Source organism: Janthinobacterium sp. HH104 (assembly GCF_001758715.1).
Lineage (GTDB): Bacteria > Pseudomonadota > Gammaproteobacteria > Burkholderiales > Burkholderiaceae_D > Janthinobacterium > Janthinobacterium aestuarii.
In genome coordinates, this window is the sequence record NZ_LRIB01000027.1 from 49,562 (window position 1) to 63,535 (window position 13,974).

The 13,974-nt window shown below is 61.1% G+C and carries 12 protein-coding genes; 10 read left to right on the forward strand and 2 right to left on the reverse strand.

Annotation, left to right across the window (positions count from 1 at the left end; all coding sequences use genetic code 11):
• Positions 1-63 precede the first annotated feature (63 nt).
• Entirely contained in the window at positions 64-912 is an 849-nt protein-coding gene (locus JAB6_RS09350; RefSeq protein ID WP_070302500.1) for an alpha/beta fold hydrolase, read from the forward strand.
• A gap of 94 nt (positions 913-1,006) precedes the next feature.
• Here the strand turns inward: JAB6_RS09350 and JAB6_RS09355 are convergent, their stop codons facing one another.
• Positions 1,007-3,094 carry a 3-hydroxyacyl-CoA dehydrogenase NAD-binding domain-containing protein gene (locus tag JAB6_RS09355; protein ID WP_070302502.1) on the reverse strand — a complete coding sequence of 696 codons (2,088 nt, stop codon included), beginning with the start codon at positions 3,092-3,094 and terminating at the stop codon, positions 1,007-1,009.
• 565 nt (positions 3,095-3,659) lie between these two features.
• On the opposite strand from JAB6_RS09355, the gene JAB6_RS09360 reads away from it, so the two are divergent.
• From JAB6_RS09360 to JAB6_RS09375, 4 genes are read left to right on the forward strand one after another with little or no spacing between them, the layout of a single operon-like run.
• Complete coding sequence (locus JAB6_RS09360; RefSeq protein WP_034756094.1) at positions 3,660-5,357, forward strand: PAS domain-containing methyl-accepting chemotaxis protein; 1,698 nt, start codon at positions 3,660-3,662, stop codon at positions 5,355-5,357.
• 3 nt (positions 5,358-5,360) lie between these two features.
• A complete protein-coding gene (locus JAB6_RS09365; protein ID WP_070302507.1) occupies positions 5,361-6,185 on the forward strand; it encodes a protein-glutamate O-methyltransferase CheR in 825 nt (274 codons plus the stop codon).
• Positions 6,182-6,706 (forward strand): chemotaxis protein CheD, encoded by a 525-nt coding sequence (locus JAB6_RS09370; RefSeq protein ID WP_051991744.1) that lies wholly within the window; start codon positions 6,182-6,184, stop codon positions 6,704-6,706. Before JAB6_RS09365 ends, JAB6_RS09370 begins: the two co-directional genes overlap by 4 nt.
• The gene (locus tag JAB6_RS09375) at positions 6,693-8,216 is read left to right on the forward strand and encodes a chemotaxis protein CheW (protein WP_254671530.1); all 1,524 of its coding nucleotides are present in this window, start codon (positions 6,693-6,695) and stop codon (positions 8,214-8,216) included. Before JAB6_RS09370 ends, JAB6_RS09375 begins: the two co-directional genes overlap by 14 nt.
• 5 nt (positions 8,217-8,221) lie before the next feature.
• Here the strand turns inward: JAB6_RS09375 and JAB6_RS09380 are convergent, their stop codons facing one another.
• Positions 8,222-9,874 carry a 3-(methylthio)propionyl-CoA ligase gene (locus JAB6_RS09380; RefSeq protein ID WP_070302509.1) on the reverse strand — a complete coding sequence of 551 codons (1,653 nt, stop codon included), beginning with the start codon at positions 9,872-9,874 and terminating at the stop codon, positions 8,222-8,224.
• Between the two features lie 226 nt (positions 9,875-10,100).
• Here JAB6_RS09380 and JAB6_RS09385 point away from each other — a divergent pair, with 226 nt between their 5' ends.
• The 5 genes from JAB6_RS09385 to JAB6_RS09405 all read left to right on the forward strand — a co-directional run bounded on the left by JAB6_RS09385 (position 10,101) and on the right by JAB6_RS09405 (position 13,892).
• A complete protein-coding gene (locus tag JAB6_RS09385) occupies positions 10,101-11,579 on the forward strand; it encodes a YdiU family protein (RefSeq protein ID WP_175444520.1) in 1,479 nt (492 codons plus the stop codon).
• A 9-nt stretch (positions 11,580-11,588) separates the two neighbouring features.
• Positions 11,589-11,990 (forward strand): peptide-methionine (R)-S-oxide reductase MsrB, encoded by a 402-nt coding sequence (msrB, locus tag JAB6_RS09390; protein WP_034756083.1) that lies wholly within the window; start codon positions 11,589-11,591, stop codon positions 11,988-11,990.
• A gap of 80 nt (positions 11,991-12,070) precedes the next feature.
• Positions 12,071-12,700, forward strand: coding sequence for a septation protein A (locus JAB6_RS09395; protein ID WP_070302511.1), 630 nt, complete (start codon positions 12,071-12,073; stop codon positions 12,698-12,700).
• Complete coding sequence (locus JAB6_RS09400; RefSeq protein WP_235194306.1) at positions 12,697-12,999, forward strand: BolA family transcriptional regulator; 303 nt, start codon at positions 12,697-12,699, stop codon at positions 12,997-12,999. Before JAB6_RS09395 ends, JAB6_RS09400 begins: the two co-directional genes overlap by 4 nt.
• Positions 13,000-13,112: 113 nt before the next feature.
• Positions 13,113-13,892, forward strand: a complete 780-nt coding sequence (locus JAB6_RS09405) for a peptidyl-prolyl cis-trans isomerase (protein WP_034756076.1) — start codon at positions 13,113-13,115, stop codon at positions 13,890-13,892.
• Positions 13,893-13,974: the final 82 nt, after the last annotated feature.

Below are 13,974 nucleotides of genomic sequence, written 5' to 3' on the forward strand. Positions count from 1 at the left end.
TCGGGACGATTTGCCTATAATGGCTGGCACGCCATACCGGTCCGTGAACAAAGAAGGAGATTCATGCATCATCTATTCGTCGGCCGCCCCGCGCGCACCATGCTCTTCTCCAGCGCCGGCTTGCTGCTGGCTGGCTGTTTTTCCGGCTGCTCCCTGTTGCCATCCACGCCAGTCACGCCAGGTATTCCCGCCACCGCGGCCCTGCCCGACGCCAGCATCGCCTATACCCTGAGCGGCCAGAACGGCTTGCCCGTGGTCTTCCAGTCGGCCATGGGCGACGGCAAGGATGTGTGGGCCAAGGTCGTGCCCGAAGTGGCCAAGCAGCACCGCGTGCTCGTCTACGACCGCCCCGGCTACGGCGACAGCCAGAAAACCACCACGCCGCGCGATCCCTGCACCATCGCCGCCCAGCAGCGGGCCCTGCTGACGCAAGCGGGCCTGAAGCCGCCGTATGTGCTCGTCGGCCATGGCTTGGGCGGGCTGTACCAGTATGTGTATGCCAGGCTGTATCCGCAGGACGTGGCCGGCCTCGTCCTGCTCGACCCCACGCACCCCCAGCAATGGAACCGCCTGCAGGCGGACGCGTCCACTTACGCCATGCTCGTCAAAACGCGGCGTAAACTCATGTTCAACAGTACGGAATCGGCCGAATTCGATGCCCAGACGCAGTGTTTGCAACACGTCGACATGAGCAGCCCGCTGCGCGTGCCCGCCATGCTGCTGGTGCGCGACAAGTTCGGCATCGAGGAAATGGGCTCGTTTGAAAACGTGGTGCGGGCCCAGGAAAAGGATTGGCAGCGCCTGTCCGGCGCGCCAGCCATCGAGCGCATCACGGGCGCCGGCTATTACATCCAGAAAGACAACCCCGTCATCGTCAACGAGGCGGTCAAGATGGTGGCGAAGAAGAAGTAGTGGTGTCGGATTACGCGGCGATTGAACCCCTTGTCGACGCGTAGGTCGGATTAGCGTGGCGAAGCCACGCGTAATCCGACAACACCGTGGCCGTTTAGCTATTGAAACCCTTGCCCTCGCCCGCCAGCTTCACCAGCAGCGGCGCCGGCGTCCACGCTTCGCCGTGGCGGCCATTGGCATAGCCGGCAATCGTGTCGAGCACGTTCGGCAAGCCGACCGTGTCCGCGTAGAACATCGGGCCGCCGCGGAACAGCGGGAAGCCGTAACCCGTCAAATACACCATGTCGATGTCCGAGGCACGCAAGGCGATGCCCTCTTCCAGGATGCGCGCGCCTTCATTGACGAGCGCATACACGAGCCGTTCGACGATTTCCTGGTCGCTGATCTTGCGCCGCGCCACGCCGATGTCGGCGGAGTGCTGGATGATCATGGCGTTGACCTGCTCCGACGGATACGCCTTGCGGTCGCCCGGCTTGTAATCGTACCAGCCGGCGCCCGTCTTCTGGCCAAACCGCCCCAGTTCGCACAGCAAATCGGCCGTCTTCGAATACGTGACGTCCGGCTTTTCCACGTAGCGGCGCTTGCGGATGGCCCAGCCGATATCGTTGCCGGCCAGGTCGCCCATGCGGAACGGTCCCATGGCGAAGCCGAATTTCTCGACCGCCTTGTCGACCTGTTCCGGCAGGCAGCCTTCTTCCAGCAGGAAACCGGCTTGGCGGCTGTATTGCTCGATCATGCGGTTGCCGATAAAGCCGTCGCATACGCCCGAGACGACACCTGTCTTCTTCAGTTTTTTCGACAGTGCCAGCGCCGTGGCCAGCACGTCCTTGCCCGTTTCCTTGCCACGGACGATTTCCAGCAGCTTCATGACGTTCGCCGGGCTGAAGAAATGCGTGCCAATCACGTCCTGCGGACGTTTAGTGAACGCGGCGATCTTGTCCAGGTCCAAAGTGGACGTGTTCGAGGCGAGGATGGCGCCCGGCTTCATGACGGCGTCGAGCTGTTTGAACACGCTTTCCTTGACGCCCAGCTCTTCGAAGACGGCTTCGATGACGATATCGGCTTGCGCGATGTCCGCATAGGCCAAGGTGCCGGAAACGAGCGCGATGCGCTGCTCGGCCTTCTCTTGCGTCAGCTTGCCCTTCTTCACCGTGTTCTCGTAATTCTTGCGGATCGTGGCCAGGCCCTTGTCCAGCGCTTCCTGTTTGGTTTCCAGCAGCATCACGGGGATGCCCGCGTTGGCGAAGTTCATGGCGATGCCGCCGCCCATGGTGCCGGCGCCGACAATGGCCGCGCTGGCGATCGCGCGCACTGGCGTGTCGGACGGCACGTCGGGCACCTTGCTGGCGACACGCTCGGCAAAGAAGGCGTGGCGCAGGGCTTTCGACTCGGGCGACTGCACCAGCTGCATGAACAGTTCGCGCTCGTACTTCAAGCCGTCGTCGAATTTCATCGTCACGGCGGCCGCCACGGCATCGACGCATTTGAGCGGTGCGGGGAACGGACCGGACATGGCTTTGACGGTATTGCGCGAAAACTGCAAGAAAGCTTCGTGGTTCGGGTAGTCGACCTTGCGCTCGCGCACTTTCGGCAGCGGACGCACGTCGGCCACTTTCGTGGCGAAGGCCACGGCGGCGGCCAGCAAATCGGCGCCAGGCGCGATGACTTCGTCGAACAGGGCCGTGCCGGCCAGTTTTTCGGACGCGGCGGGCGTGCCCGAGACGATCATGTTCAGGGCCATTTCCAGGCCTAGCACTCGCGGCAGGCGCTGCGTGCCGCCCGCGCCCGGCAAGATGCCGAGTTTGACTTCCGGCAAGGCCATCTGCGCGCCCGGTGCGGCCACGCGGTAGTTGCAACCGAGCGCCAGCTCCAGGCCGCCACCCATGCAGACGCTGTGGATAGCCGCCACGACCGGCTTGGTCGATTGTTCAACGACGTTGATCAGGGTGTGCAGGGTCGGTTCCGTGAGCGCCTTGGGCGAATTGAATTCCTTGATATCGGCGCCGCCCGAAAAGGCCTTGCCGGCGCCCGTGATGACGATGGCTTTGACGGCCTCGTCGGCCAGCGCCTGGCGGATGCCAGCCACGGCGGCCGTGCGCGTCGCCAGACCCAGGCCATTGACGGGCGGGTTGGCCAGGGTAATGACGGCAACGGCGCCGTTTACTTGATATTCAGCACTCATGTCTCTTCCTTATTGATTTTTGCTCAGCGATGAGGTGGTTGCAAGGGATGAAGCTTCACTATACCGCATAAAAGAACGCTCGTATTATTTTTGTCGTGGCGCGCCCGGCGCCAGCATGCTACGCCATGGTACAACATCGTTTGCGGAAAGATTCTGCTGCAAGCGGCAAGCTCTTGTAGAAGCTATCACTTGGATATTCATTTAAATAATAAAACCACAACAATAATAACAACGTTTTATTATGTAAAAGAATGGGTTTGTTATATGCCGACATGGGGCAATTACGACAGTTTTTACATTATTTATTCCCGCCCCTTGTTTTTCGCCAGACGCTGGGGAATAATAAAATTGTTGATTCAAATCAATACTCTACAATTTATCTACTAAAGGCAAACCGTAGGGCGAACACTGGCGGCCGTTGATCGCGCACATTCTCACCGATTATCACCAGATGCCGGAAATGCAATAACATCGCCGCCTTAATCCCTGCCTTAAACCGATAGCGGAAAAATAATAACAGCAGCCTTATCGTTCCCATTCCTCTTCTCACCCCGAAGGAAATACTATGGACGCAGCCAGCCATGTCAGCCACTCGCAGGATCTGGACTTACAAGCGATAAATACTGCATTGAACCGTGTCCAGGCCGTCATCGAATTCGAGCTTGACGGCACCATCCTGCATGCGAATGACAATTTCCTGCGCGTCGTCGGCTATACCCTGGCCGAAGTGCAAGGCAAGCACCACGCCATCTTCTGCGACCCCGAGTATGTCAAAACGGATGAATACAGCAACTTCTGGGCCAAGCTGGGACGCGGCGAATTCGACCAGGGCGAATACAAGCGCCGCGCCAGGGATGGGCGCGAGGTGTGGATCAATGCTTCCTACAATCCCATCCTCGACGCGGACGGCAAGCCGTATAAAGTCATCAAGTTCGCTACCGACATCACGGCCCTGAAAAAGCGCAATGTCGAATACGAAGGCAAGGTCAGCGCCATCGGCAAGGCGCAGGCCGTGATCGAATTCGACATGCAGGGCAATGTGCTGGACGCGAACGACAATTTCCTCGCCGTCATGGACTACGACTTGAGCGATATCCAGGGCGAGCACCACCGCATGTTCTGCGAACCCGAGTATGCCAGCAGCACCGAGTACAAGAAATTCTGGCAAAAGCTCAACCGCGGAGAATTCGACGCGGGCCGCTACAAGCGGCTGGGCAACCATGGCAAGGTGGTGTGGATACAGGCCACCTACAACCCCATCCTGGACCTGAACGGCAAGCCGTATAAAGTGGTCAAGTTCGCCATCGACATCACGGACCAGGTGAACCTGGAAAACAGCATCCAGGCCAAGGCCGCCAACGACAGCCGCAAGGTCAATGCCCTGCTCGACTCGGTGGCGCGCGCGGCGCAAGGCGACCTGACCTGCAATATCGTGCCCGAAGGCAGCGAACCGATCGACCTTCTGGCCGGCGGCATCAGCAAGATGATCGTCGACTTGCGCGGCGTGATCGGCAACGTGGTGTCGGCGGCCAACGGCTTTGCCGACGCGTCGAACGCCATCGCCGAACGGGCCACGGGCGTCGCCGTGGGCACGCAGGCGCTGGGCGCCACGGTGGAAGAAATGAACGCCTCCATCGACGGCCTGACGTTTTCCATCAACTCCATCGCGGAAAACACTTCGAATGCCGATTCCCTGGCGAAAGCCACGCAGCAGGAAGCGGAAGCGGGCGCGCGCGCCGTCGCCAAGTCGATCGAAGCGATGGACTTGATCAACCGCTCCTCGGAAGACATCGGCGAAATCGTCAAGGTCATCAGCGAGATCGCCAACCAGACCAACATGCTGGCCTTCAACGCGGCCATCGAGGCGGCGCGCGCGGGCGAGCACGGCCTGGGCTTTTCCGTCGTCGCCGACGAGGTGCGCAAGCTGGCCGAGCGCTCGTCGCAGGCGACCAAGGAAATTTCCAAGCTGATCAACGAATCCGTCAAGCGCGTGTCGACAGGCAGCGAGATTTCACGCCAGGCCAGCGACGCCTTCGACAAGATCGTCTCGGGCGTGGCGAAGACCACCCTGGCCATTTCCGACATCTCGAAGGCAGCCAACGAGCAGCTGCTGACGGCGCGCGAAGTGTCCACGGCCATCCAGTACATTGCCGAGGAAACGGAAAAGTCGGCCGCCAACTGCGACAGCATCGCCCGCTCGACCGATGGCTTGAACGAGCGCGCAGGCAGCCTGAACCAGACTGTCTCCGGCTTCGTGGTGTAGGCGATGAGCCACGCGGCCACCTTGACGCCCGAGGTGCTGACGACCCTGATCGCGCTGGTACGCCAGCACACGGGCATCGCCATGACGGCGCGCAAGAGCGTCTTGCTGGAACGGCGTTTGCAGCCACGGCTGCAGGCGCTGTCCCTGCACAGCTACCAGGCTTACCTTGAGCGCGTGGCCAGCGACCGCGACGAGGTGGCCCATTTCATCGACCTGGTGACCACCAACGACACTCTGTTCTTCCGCACGCCGCAGGTCTGGGATTACTTCCGCGACCGCTACCTGCCCGCCTGGGCGCGCGCGCATCCGGACGGCTGCCTGGCCATCTGGTCGGCGGCGGCGGCCAGCGGCGAGGAACTGTATTCGATCGCCATGCTGTGCGAGCAATTCAAGCTGCAAGTGCCGTCTTTCCGCTACCAGATCCTGGCCAGCGACATTTCGCAGCAGATCCTGGGCGCGGCGCGGGCGGGCCAGTACAGCGGGCGCTCCGTCGAGCGCATCCGCTTGTCGCACCCGGACTTGCTGCGCAAATATTTCACGCCAGCACCGTATGGCGTCCAGGTCAACGAGGAATTGCGGCAACACGTCAGCTTTGCCCAGCATAACCTGCTCGAAGCGCTGCGCCCGGCGCGGCAGTTCGACCTGGTGTTCCTGCGCAATGTGCTCATCTATTTCGATGCCGAGCACCAGGAAACCGTGCTGCGCCAGGCGCGCGTGAGTCTCAAGGATGAAGGCCGGCTGATCCTGGGCGAATCGGAAACCATCACCCGACTCGGCACCGGCTACCAATTCGAGTTTCCCATGATTTATAAGGCGGGTACCGCATGAGCATCATCATCGATCATCGCCTGCCGCTGCACCATGTCGGCATGGGCCAACTGAGCGTGGGCACGCACGGCGAGCAGCTGCAAGCCTTGCTCGGCTCCTGCATCGGCATCGGCTTCATCTGGAAGAATGGCCCATGCTGCGGCCTGGCCCATTGTCTGTTGCCGGAAGCGCCCGGCGCCGATAGCGCCCTTGGCGCGCGCTATGTGAGCCAGGCCGTGCCTTCGCTGCTGCGCCTGATGGGCGTGCGCCAGGCCGATTACCCCGATATCGACGTGGTGCTGGCGGGCGGCGCCAGCATGTTTGGTCCGCGCAACGGGCGGCTGCAGATAGGCAGGCAAAACGCGGAAGCGGCGCAAAAATACCTGGACCAGTGCGGCTTGCACGTCAGCTTTTGCGCGCTGGGCGGCCGCCACGGGCGCCAGTTGCTGATCGATTGCGCCCGGCACAGCTACGCCGTCACCGATGTGGTGGCGCAACCTGAATTGATTCCACGCAAGGAAGGCGCATATGGATATGCATGAAGCGACGGGCTTGCAAGCGCAGGGCACAAGCGACACGGCCACCGAACTGTTCGGCTCCTTCCACCTGGGCGGTGATGAATTCGCCCTGCCCGCCAGCTGCATCCGCGAAGTGGTGAACTATCCCGCGAAAGTCACTGCCCTGCCCCTGTCGCCCGCGTATTTGGAAGGCATGTTCACCTTGCGCGGCAGCGTCATCCCGGTGGTCAACCTGGGCCGCTTGTTCCGCGCCGATGCGCCGCGCGCCGTGGCCACGGACAAGATCGCCATTCTGGACTTCCAGCAAGTGCTGATCGGCATCGTCTTCCAGGATACGGGAGAAATCCTGCGCGTGCCCGCCAGCGCCCGCAGCACCCTGCAATATGCGGCCGGCGACAGCCACGCCGTCATCGCCGGCACGATCCTGCTCGATGGCGGCGCGCGCCTGCTGCAGGTGCTCGACCCGCACGCCCTGCTGCGCATTGAAAACGTGCCCCATGTGCTGGCCCTGCAGGCAACGGGCGCCAAGCTGAGCACGGCCCGCTACCACGCGCAAAGCGAACGCCGCCAGTGCGTCAGCTTCCATGCGGCAGGCGCCACGTTTGCCTTCGAAATGCTGGCCATCCAGGAAATCATCCGCGTGCCGGAACTACACAGCTCCCTGCTGAACAGCGAGCTGTGCCTGGGGCGCATGCATTTCCGCGGCAGCCAGGTGGCCGTCGTCGACTTCGGCGCCCTGCTGCAGGCGCCCGCATCCGGCACGGCGTCCACGCTGGACCAACGCGTCATCGTCGTGCGCCTCGAGGATACGACCGTGGGCTTCCTCGTCGACTCCGTCGACAGCATCGTGCATTTCTTTGGCGACGAAGTGCTGCCGATTCCCCTGCTGAGCAAGGCGCGCGCCGCCATGTTCGCCGGCTGCATCACGAAAGAGGGGCTGGGCGACATCATTTTCCTCGACCACAAGGGCATCCTGTCGCAGGCGGAAATTATCGAGATGCGCGACGGCCATGCGCGCCTGTATCCGGCCGAGACGGAAACGGCGGCCGCCACGCACAAGGCGCAGCGCCGTGTCTACATCACGTTTACGGTGGAAACCCGCTTCGCCGTGGAAATCGGGCAAGTGCGCGAAATCATTGATTTCAGCGGCGCCATCACGACGCCGCCGGGCATGCCGGCCTGCATGCGGGGCATGCTGAACTTGCGCCAGCAAATGATCAGCATCATCGACCTGCGCCAGCTGTACACGATGCCGGCCTTGCCGGACGCCAGCGCCGGCAAGATATTGATCGTGGAACGGGGCGCCGAGCGCTACGGTTTCCTCGTCGACCACGTCGACAACATCATGACCATCTCCGACAGCCAGCGCTTTGCGGCGCCGCAAATCATCCGCACGGGAGAACATGAGGACTTGCGCAGCGAAATGGATGAGATGATCGATATCGGCACGGACGCGCAGCGCCAGACCCTGTCCGTCTTCCAGTGCGACCATCTGCTGGAAAAGCTGGGGGCCGCGCTGCCGCAGGCGGCCTAGCTTGCTTACATCCCCGGCAGCCGGTGCCCATTGAACTGCTCGCGCAGCTTGTTCTTCTGGATCTTGCCCGTCGCGCCCATGGGCAAGGCGTCGATGAACAGCACGTCGTCCGGCGTCCACCACTTGGCGATCTTGCCTTCAAAAAATTGCAGCAGCGCTTCGCGCGTGACCGTCATGCCGGGGCGCAGCACCACGACAAGCACGGGGCGCTCGTCCCATTTCGGGTGGAATACGCCGATGCAGGCCGCCTGCAGCACGGCCGGATGCGCCATGGCCAGGTTTTCCAGGTCGATGGTGCCGATCCACTCGCCGCCCGACTTGATCACATCCTTGCTGCGGTCCGTGATCTGCATGTAGCCGTCGGTGTCGATGGTGGCCACGTCGCCCGTGGGGAACCAGCCATCCTGCAGCACGTCGCCGCCCTCGTTCTTGTAATACGACGAGATGATCCACGGGCCTTTCACCAGCAGATGGCCATACGCCACGCCATCCCACGGCAATTCCTTGCCATCGTCGTCGACGATCTTCATGTCCACGCCGTAGATCGCATGGCCCTGCTTTTGCAGGATCTTGCGCTGCTCGTCCTTCGGCAAGTCCAGGTGCTTGGTCTGCAAGCCGCCCGCCGTGCCCAGCGGCGACATTTCCGTCATGCCCCAGGCGTGGATGACTTCCACGTCGAACTTGTCGATCAGGGTATCCATCATGGCTGGCGGACACGCCGCGCCGCCGATCACAGTGCGGCGGAAGGTGGAAAATTGCAGATTATTCTGCAAGGCATGGTTGAGCAGGCCCAGCCAGACTGTAGGCACGCCGGCCGAGAACGTCACTTTTTCCGCCTCGAACAGTTCGTACAGCGACTTGCCGTCCAGTGCCGCGCCGGGAAACACCATGCGCGCGCCGGACAGGGGCACGGAATACGGCAAGCCCCAGGCATTCACGTGGAACATGGGCACGACGGGCAGCACGGTGTCCGAAGCGCGCACGTTCAGGGCGCTGGGCATGGCCGACGCGTACGCGTGCAGCACGGTCGAGCGGTGCGAATACAGGGCGCCCTTGGGATTGCCCGTCGTGCCCGAGGTGTAGCACAGAGTGGCGGCCGAATTCTCGTCGAACAAGGGCCAGGTGTAGTCGTCGGAATGCGTGGCGATCAAGTCTTCATAGCACAGCAGATCGGGGATCGTGCTGGTGGCGGGCATGCGTTCGCGGTCGCACATCAGCACGAAGTGACGGACGAAGGTGCAGTCGGCGGCGATCTTTTCCACCACGGGCAAAAAGGTCAAATCAAACAGCAAGACCTGGTCTTCCGCATGATTCGAGATATAGGCGATCTGGTCGGGAAACAGGCGCGGATTGATCGTGTGCAGCACGGCACCCGAGCCGGACACGGCATAGTACGCTTCCAGGTGGCGGTAGCCATTCCAGGCCAGGGTGGCGACCCGGTCGCCCATGCCGACACCGAGGCCATGCAAGGCGTTCGCCAGCCGGCGCGCGCGCTGGTGGCAATCGCGGTAGGTGTAGCGGTGCATATCGCCTTCCACCCGCCGCGAAATGATTTCGCTGCCCCCATAATGACGCGCTGCAAACTCGATAATGCTGGAAATCAGCAGGGGCTGATTCATCATCTGGCCCATCACTGGACTCAAGGGGAATGCCGACATCGTGTCTCCTGGGTTGGATACTTGCTTATTGTTGGAATTTAAAGACTTTCCCTAGTTTCGTACGGTCGTGCGGAAATCGTCAACGCATTTCGATATTGCGATGCAGCATGGAATTTTCGGTTCCGTTTTTTGCCGTGCGGATACCCACTACGACGCCCGCCACGCGCCTTGGCGCTGTGCGGTAAAATCGCATTCCAGGCTGGCGCACCGTGCCGCCACCTCTTATTTGACTGGAATTGCCATCACCGCTCATACCTTACCACTGGATAACGCCTTTGCGGCCTTGCCGCCCGCGTTCTATACGCGCTTGATGCCCACGCCCCTGCCCGCCCCGTATTTCGTAGCCGCCAGCGCGCCAGCCGCGGCCCTCATCGGCCTCGATGCGGCGCGCCTGGCCGAACCCGACTATGTGGCGCTGCTGAGCGGCAATGCCGTGGCCGAGCGTTCGATGCCCCTGTCGGCCGTGTATTCGGGCCACCAGTTCGGCGTCTGGGCCGGCCAGCTCGGCGATGGCCGCGCCATCTTGCTCGGCGATATCGCCACGGCTGATGGCCAGATGGAACTGCAGCTGAAAGGCGCCGGCGCCACGCCGTATTCGCGCATGGGCGATGGCCGTGCCGTGCTGCGCTCGTCCATCCGCGAATTCCTGTGCTCGGAAGCCATGGCGGCGCTGGGCATTCCCACGTCGCGCGCGCTGTCCATCATGGGTTCGCAGCAAGGCATCATGCGCGAAACAGTCGAGACTGCCGCCGTCGTCACGCGCATGGCGCCCACTTTCGTGCGCTTCGGCTCGTTCGAACACTGGTTTTACCGCAAGCAGCCGGACGAGCTGAAAATCCTGGCCGATTACGTCATCGACAGCTTCTACCCCGACTTGCGCGCCGCATCAAATCCATATCAAGCCTTGCTGGCCGAAGTATGCGTGCGCACGGCGCACATGATTGCACAGTGGCAAGCCGTGGGTTTCATGCATGGCGTCATGAATACGGACAATATGTCGATCCTGGGCCTGACCCTCGATTACGGCCCCTTCGGCTTCATGGAAGCGTTTGACGCCGAGCACATCTGCAACCATACGGACCAGCAAGGCCGCTATTCCTACGCCAACCAGCCGCAGGTCGGGCACTGGAACTGCTATGCGCTGGGCCAGGCGCTGCTGCCGTTGATCGGCGAAGTGGCATTGGCGCAGGCGGCGCTGGACAGCTACCAGCCCGCTTTTGCGGAGAAGATGAATGCCTTGCTGCGTGCCAAGCTGGGCCTGCGCACAGTGCAAGACGAAGACACGGTGCTGTTCGACAGCATGTTTGCGCTGATGCAAGCCAATCACGTGGATTTCACCAACTTCTTCCGTGCCCTGGCGACACTGCAGGTGGCCGCGCCCGAGCACGACACCGTGCTGCGCGACATGTTCATCGACCGCCCCGCCTTCGATACGTGGGCGGCACAATACCGCGCGCGCCTGCGGCAGGAGCACAGCGTCGATGCCGAGCGGCAAGCGGCGATGAACCAGGTCAACCCGAAATACGTGCTGCGCAACTACCTGGCGCAAGTGGCCATCGAAAAAGCCCAGCAGCAGGACTACACGGAAGTGGCGACATTGCTGGAAGTTTTGCAAAAGCCATTTGACGAACAGCCCGAACACCAGCACTATGCGGCCCTGCCGCCCGACTGGGCCAGCCACCTTGAAGTCAGTTGCTCATCCTGAGGAGTCATTATGACCACGAATAAAGTCAAGAAAACCGACGCTGAATGGCGCGCCATGCTCGATTCGATGCAATACGAAGTCACGCGCCACGCGGCCACGGAACGGGCCTTCACGGGCAAGTTCTGGGACCACCATGAACATGGCGTCTACACCTGCGTCTGCTGCAACACCCCCCTGTTTGCCTCGGACACCAAGTTCGACTCGGGCTGCGGCTGGCCCAGCTATTTCCAGGCACTCGATCCGGCCAACGTGACGGAAATCGTCGACCGCAGCCATGGCATGGTGCGCACGGAAATCGTCTGCGCCGTCTGCGACGCCCACCTGGGCCACGTCTTCCCGGACGGCCCGCCGCCAACCGGCTTGCGCTATTGCATCAATTCGGCATCGCTGCGCTTCGATCCGCAACCGTGAGACACTGGAATGGCGGGCGGGCATCTTGCTCCTAAGCCATTCCTAAGATGAATGTAACAAGACCCGTGTAAAGTCTCGCCATGAAATTTCTATTCGACCTATTCCCCCTGATCGCCTTCTTCGCCGCCTTCAAACTGGGCGGCATGTATGAAGCGGCCACGCACGATTTCGTGCAGCAATATTTGTCCGGCTTCGTGTCAGGCGGCTTGATCAAGGCCGACCAGGCGCCGTGGATACTTGCCACCCTCGTCGGCATCATCGCCACCGCCTGCCAGGTCAGCTATCTGCTGCTGCGCGGACGCAAGGTGGACGGCATGCTGTGGCTGTCGCTGTTCATCTTTGTCGTGTTCGGTGGCGCCAGCATTTACCTGCATGACGATTTCTTCCTGAAATGGAAGCCGACCCTGATCTACTGGCTGTCCGGCCTGGCCCTCTTGATCGCCCACGTGGGTTTCAAGAAAAACCTGATCCGCAAGACCATGGAAGCGCAAGTGCAATTGCCCGAAGTTGTGTGGAACCAGCTGCTGGCCGCATGGATCATCTTCTTTGGCGCCATCGGCGCACTGAACCTGTTCGTGGCTTTCGTGCTGTACAAGGGTGACATGGCCGCCTGGGTCAGCTTCAAGGCGTTTGGCGCGACGGGCATCTTCTTTGCCTTTATCGTGGCGCAAACCCTGTTCCTGGCAAAACATATCAAGGAAGACGCATGATGAACTCCACCACCGAAAACACCGCGCCGGAAACGCGCATGCAGCGCATTCGTACCCGCCTGGAAACGGCACTTTCCCCTCTGGAATGTGTGCTGGAAGATGACTCGGCGCGCCACCGGGGCCATGCGGGCGCCGCCTCGGGCGGAGGCCATTACAATCTACGCATAATTTCTAGTCAATTTGAGGGGCTCAGGCTCGTCATGCGCCATCGACTGGTGTATGATTCCGTGCACGATATGATGCATAATGAGATACATGCATTGGCGATTGTGGCCCTGGCGCCGTCCGAAGTAGTGTAAGGACGGCGTTTTTGGCGTACCGGGGCAACTTGGTATGCCGTTTGCCGCAAGCGCCATGCACGCGTTTTCTTCCCATGCGTTTTTTACGAAACTTTCCCTAACAGGATTTAATAATGACTTTTAAGCCAGCCCGCTTGCTGATCGCACTACTCGCCGTTGTCGCGGTACCTGTTTTTGCGCAAAATGTTGCCGTTGTTAATGGCAAGCCTATCCCATCGTCGCGCGTTGATGCAGTCGTCAAGCAAGTCGTCGCCCAAGGCCAGCAACCGGATTCGCCGCAACTGCGCGAAATGATCAAGAAAGACTTGATCGGCCGTGAAGTGCTGATGCAAGAAGCGGAAAACAAAGGTTTCGGTAAAGATGCAGCAGTCAAGCAGCAAATCGAGAACGCACGCCAGGCCATCGTCATCAACGCCCTGGTCGGCGACTACCTGAAAAAGAACCCGGTCAACGACGCTGAAATCAAGGCCGAGTACGACAAGTTCGTGGCCCAGACCGGCGACAAGGAATACCACGTGCGCCACATCCTGGTCGGCACCGAAGCGGAAGCGAAAGACATCATCGCCAAGCTGAAAGGCGGCGCCAAGTTCGAAGATCTGGCCAAGCAATCGAAAGATACCGGTTCGGCCGACAACGGCGGCGACCTGGACTGGGCAGCCCCATCGTCGTTCCCGAAAGTATTCTCGGACGCCTTCGTGAAACTGCAAAAAGGCCAGGTCACCGACACCCCGGTGCAAACGCCTAACGGTTTCCACGTGATCAAGCTGGACGACACCCGCGCGGCAAAACTGCCGACACTGGAAGAAGTCAAGCCACAGATCGCCGAAGCGCTGCAGCAAAAGAAACTGCAAGCGTATCAGGAAGAAATGATCAAAAAAGCGAAAGTTCAGTAAGAACTGACCTCCCCGGCGCCCTTTTCGGCGCCGGTCGTGTATTCTGCGCCTGAATGCGCACTGCGCGACAGCCGCGCGTATC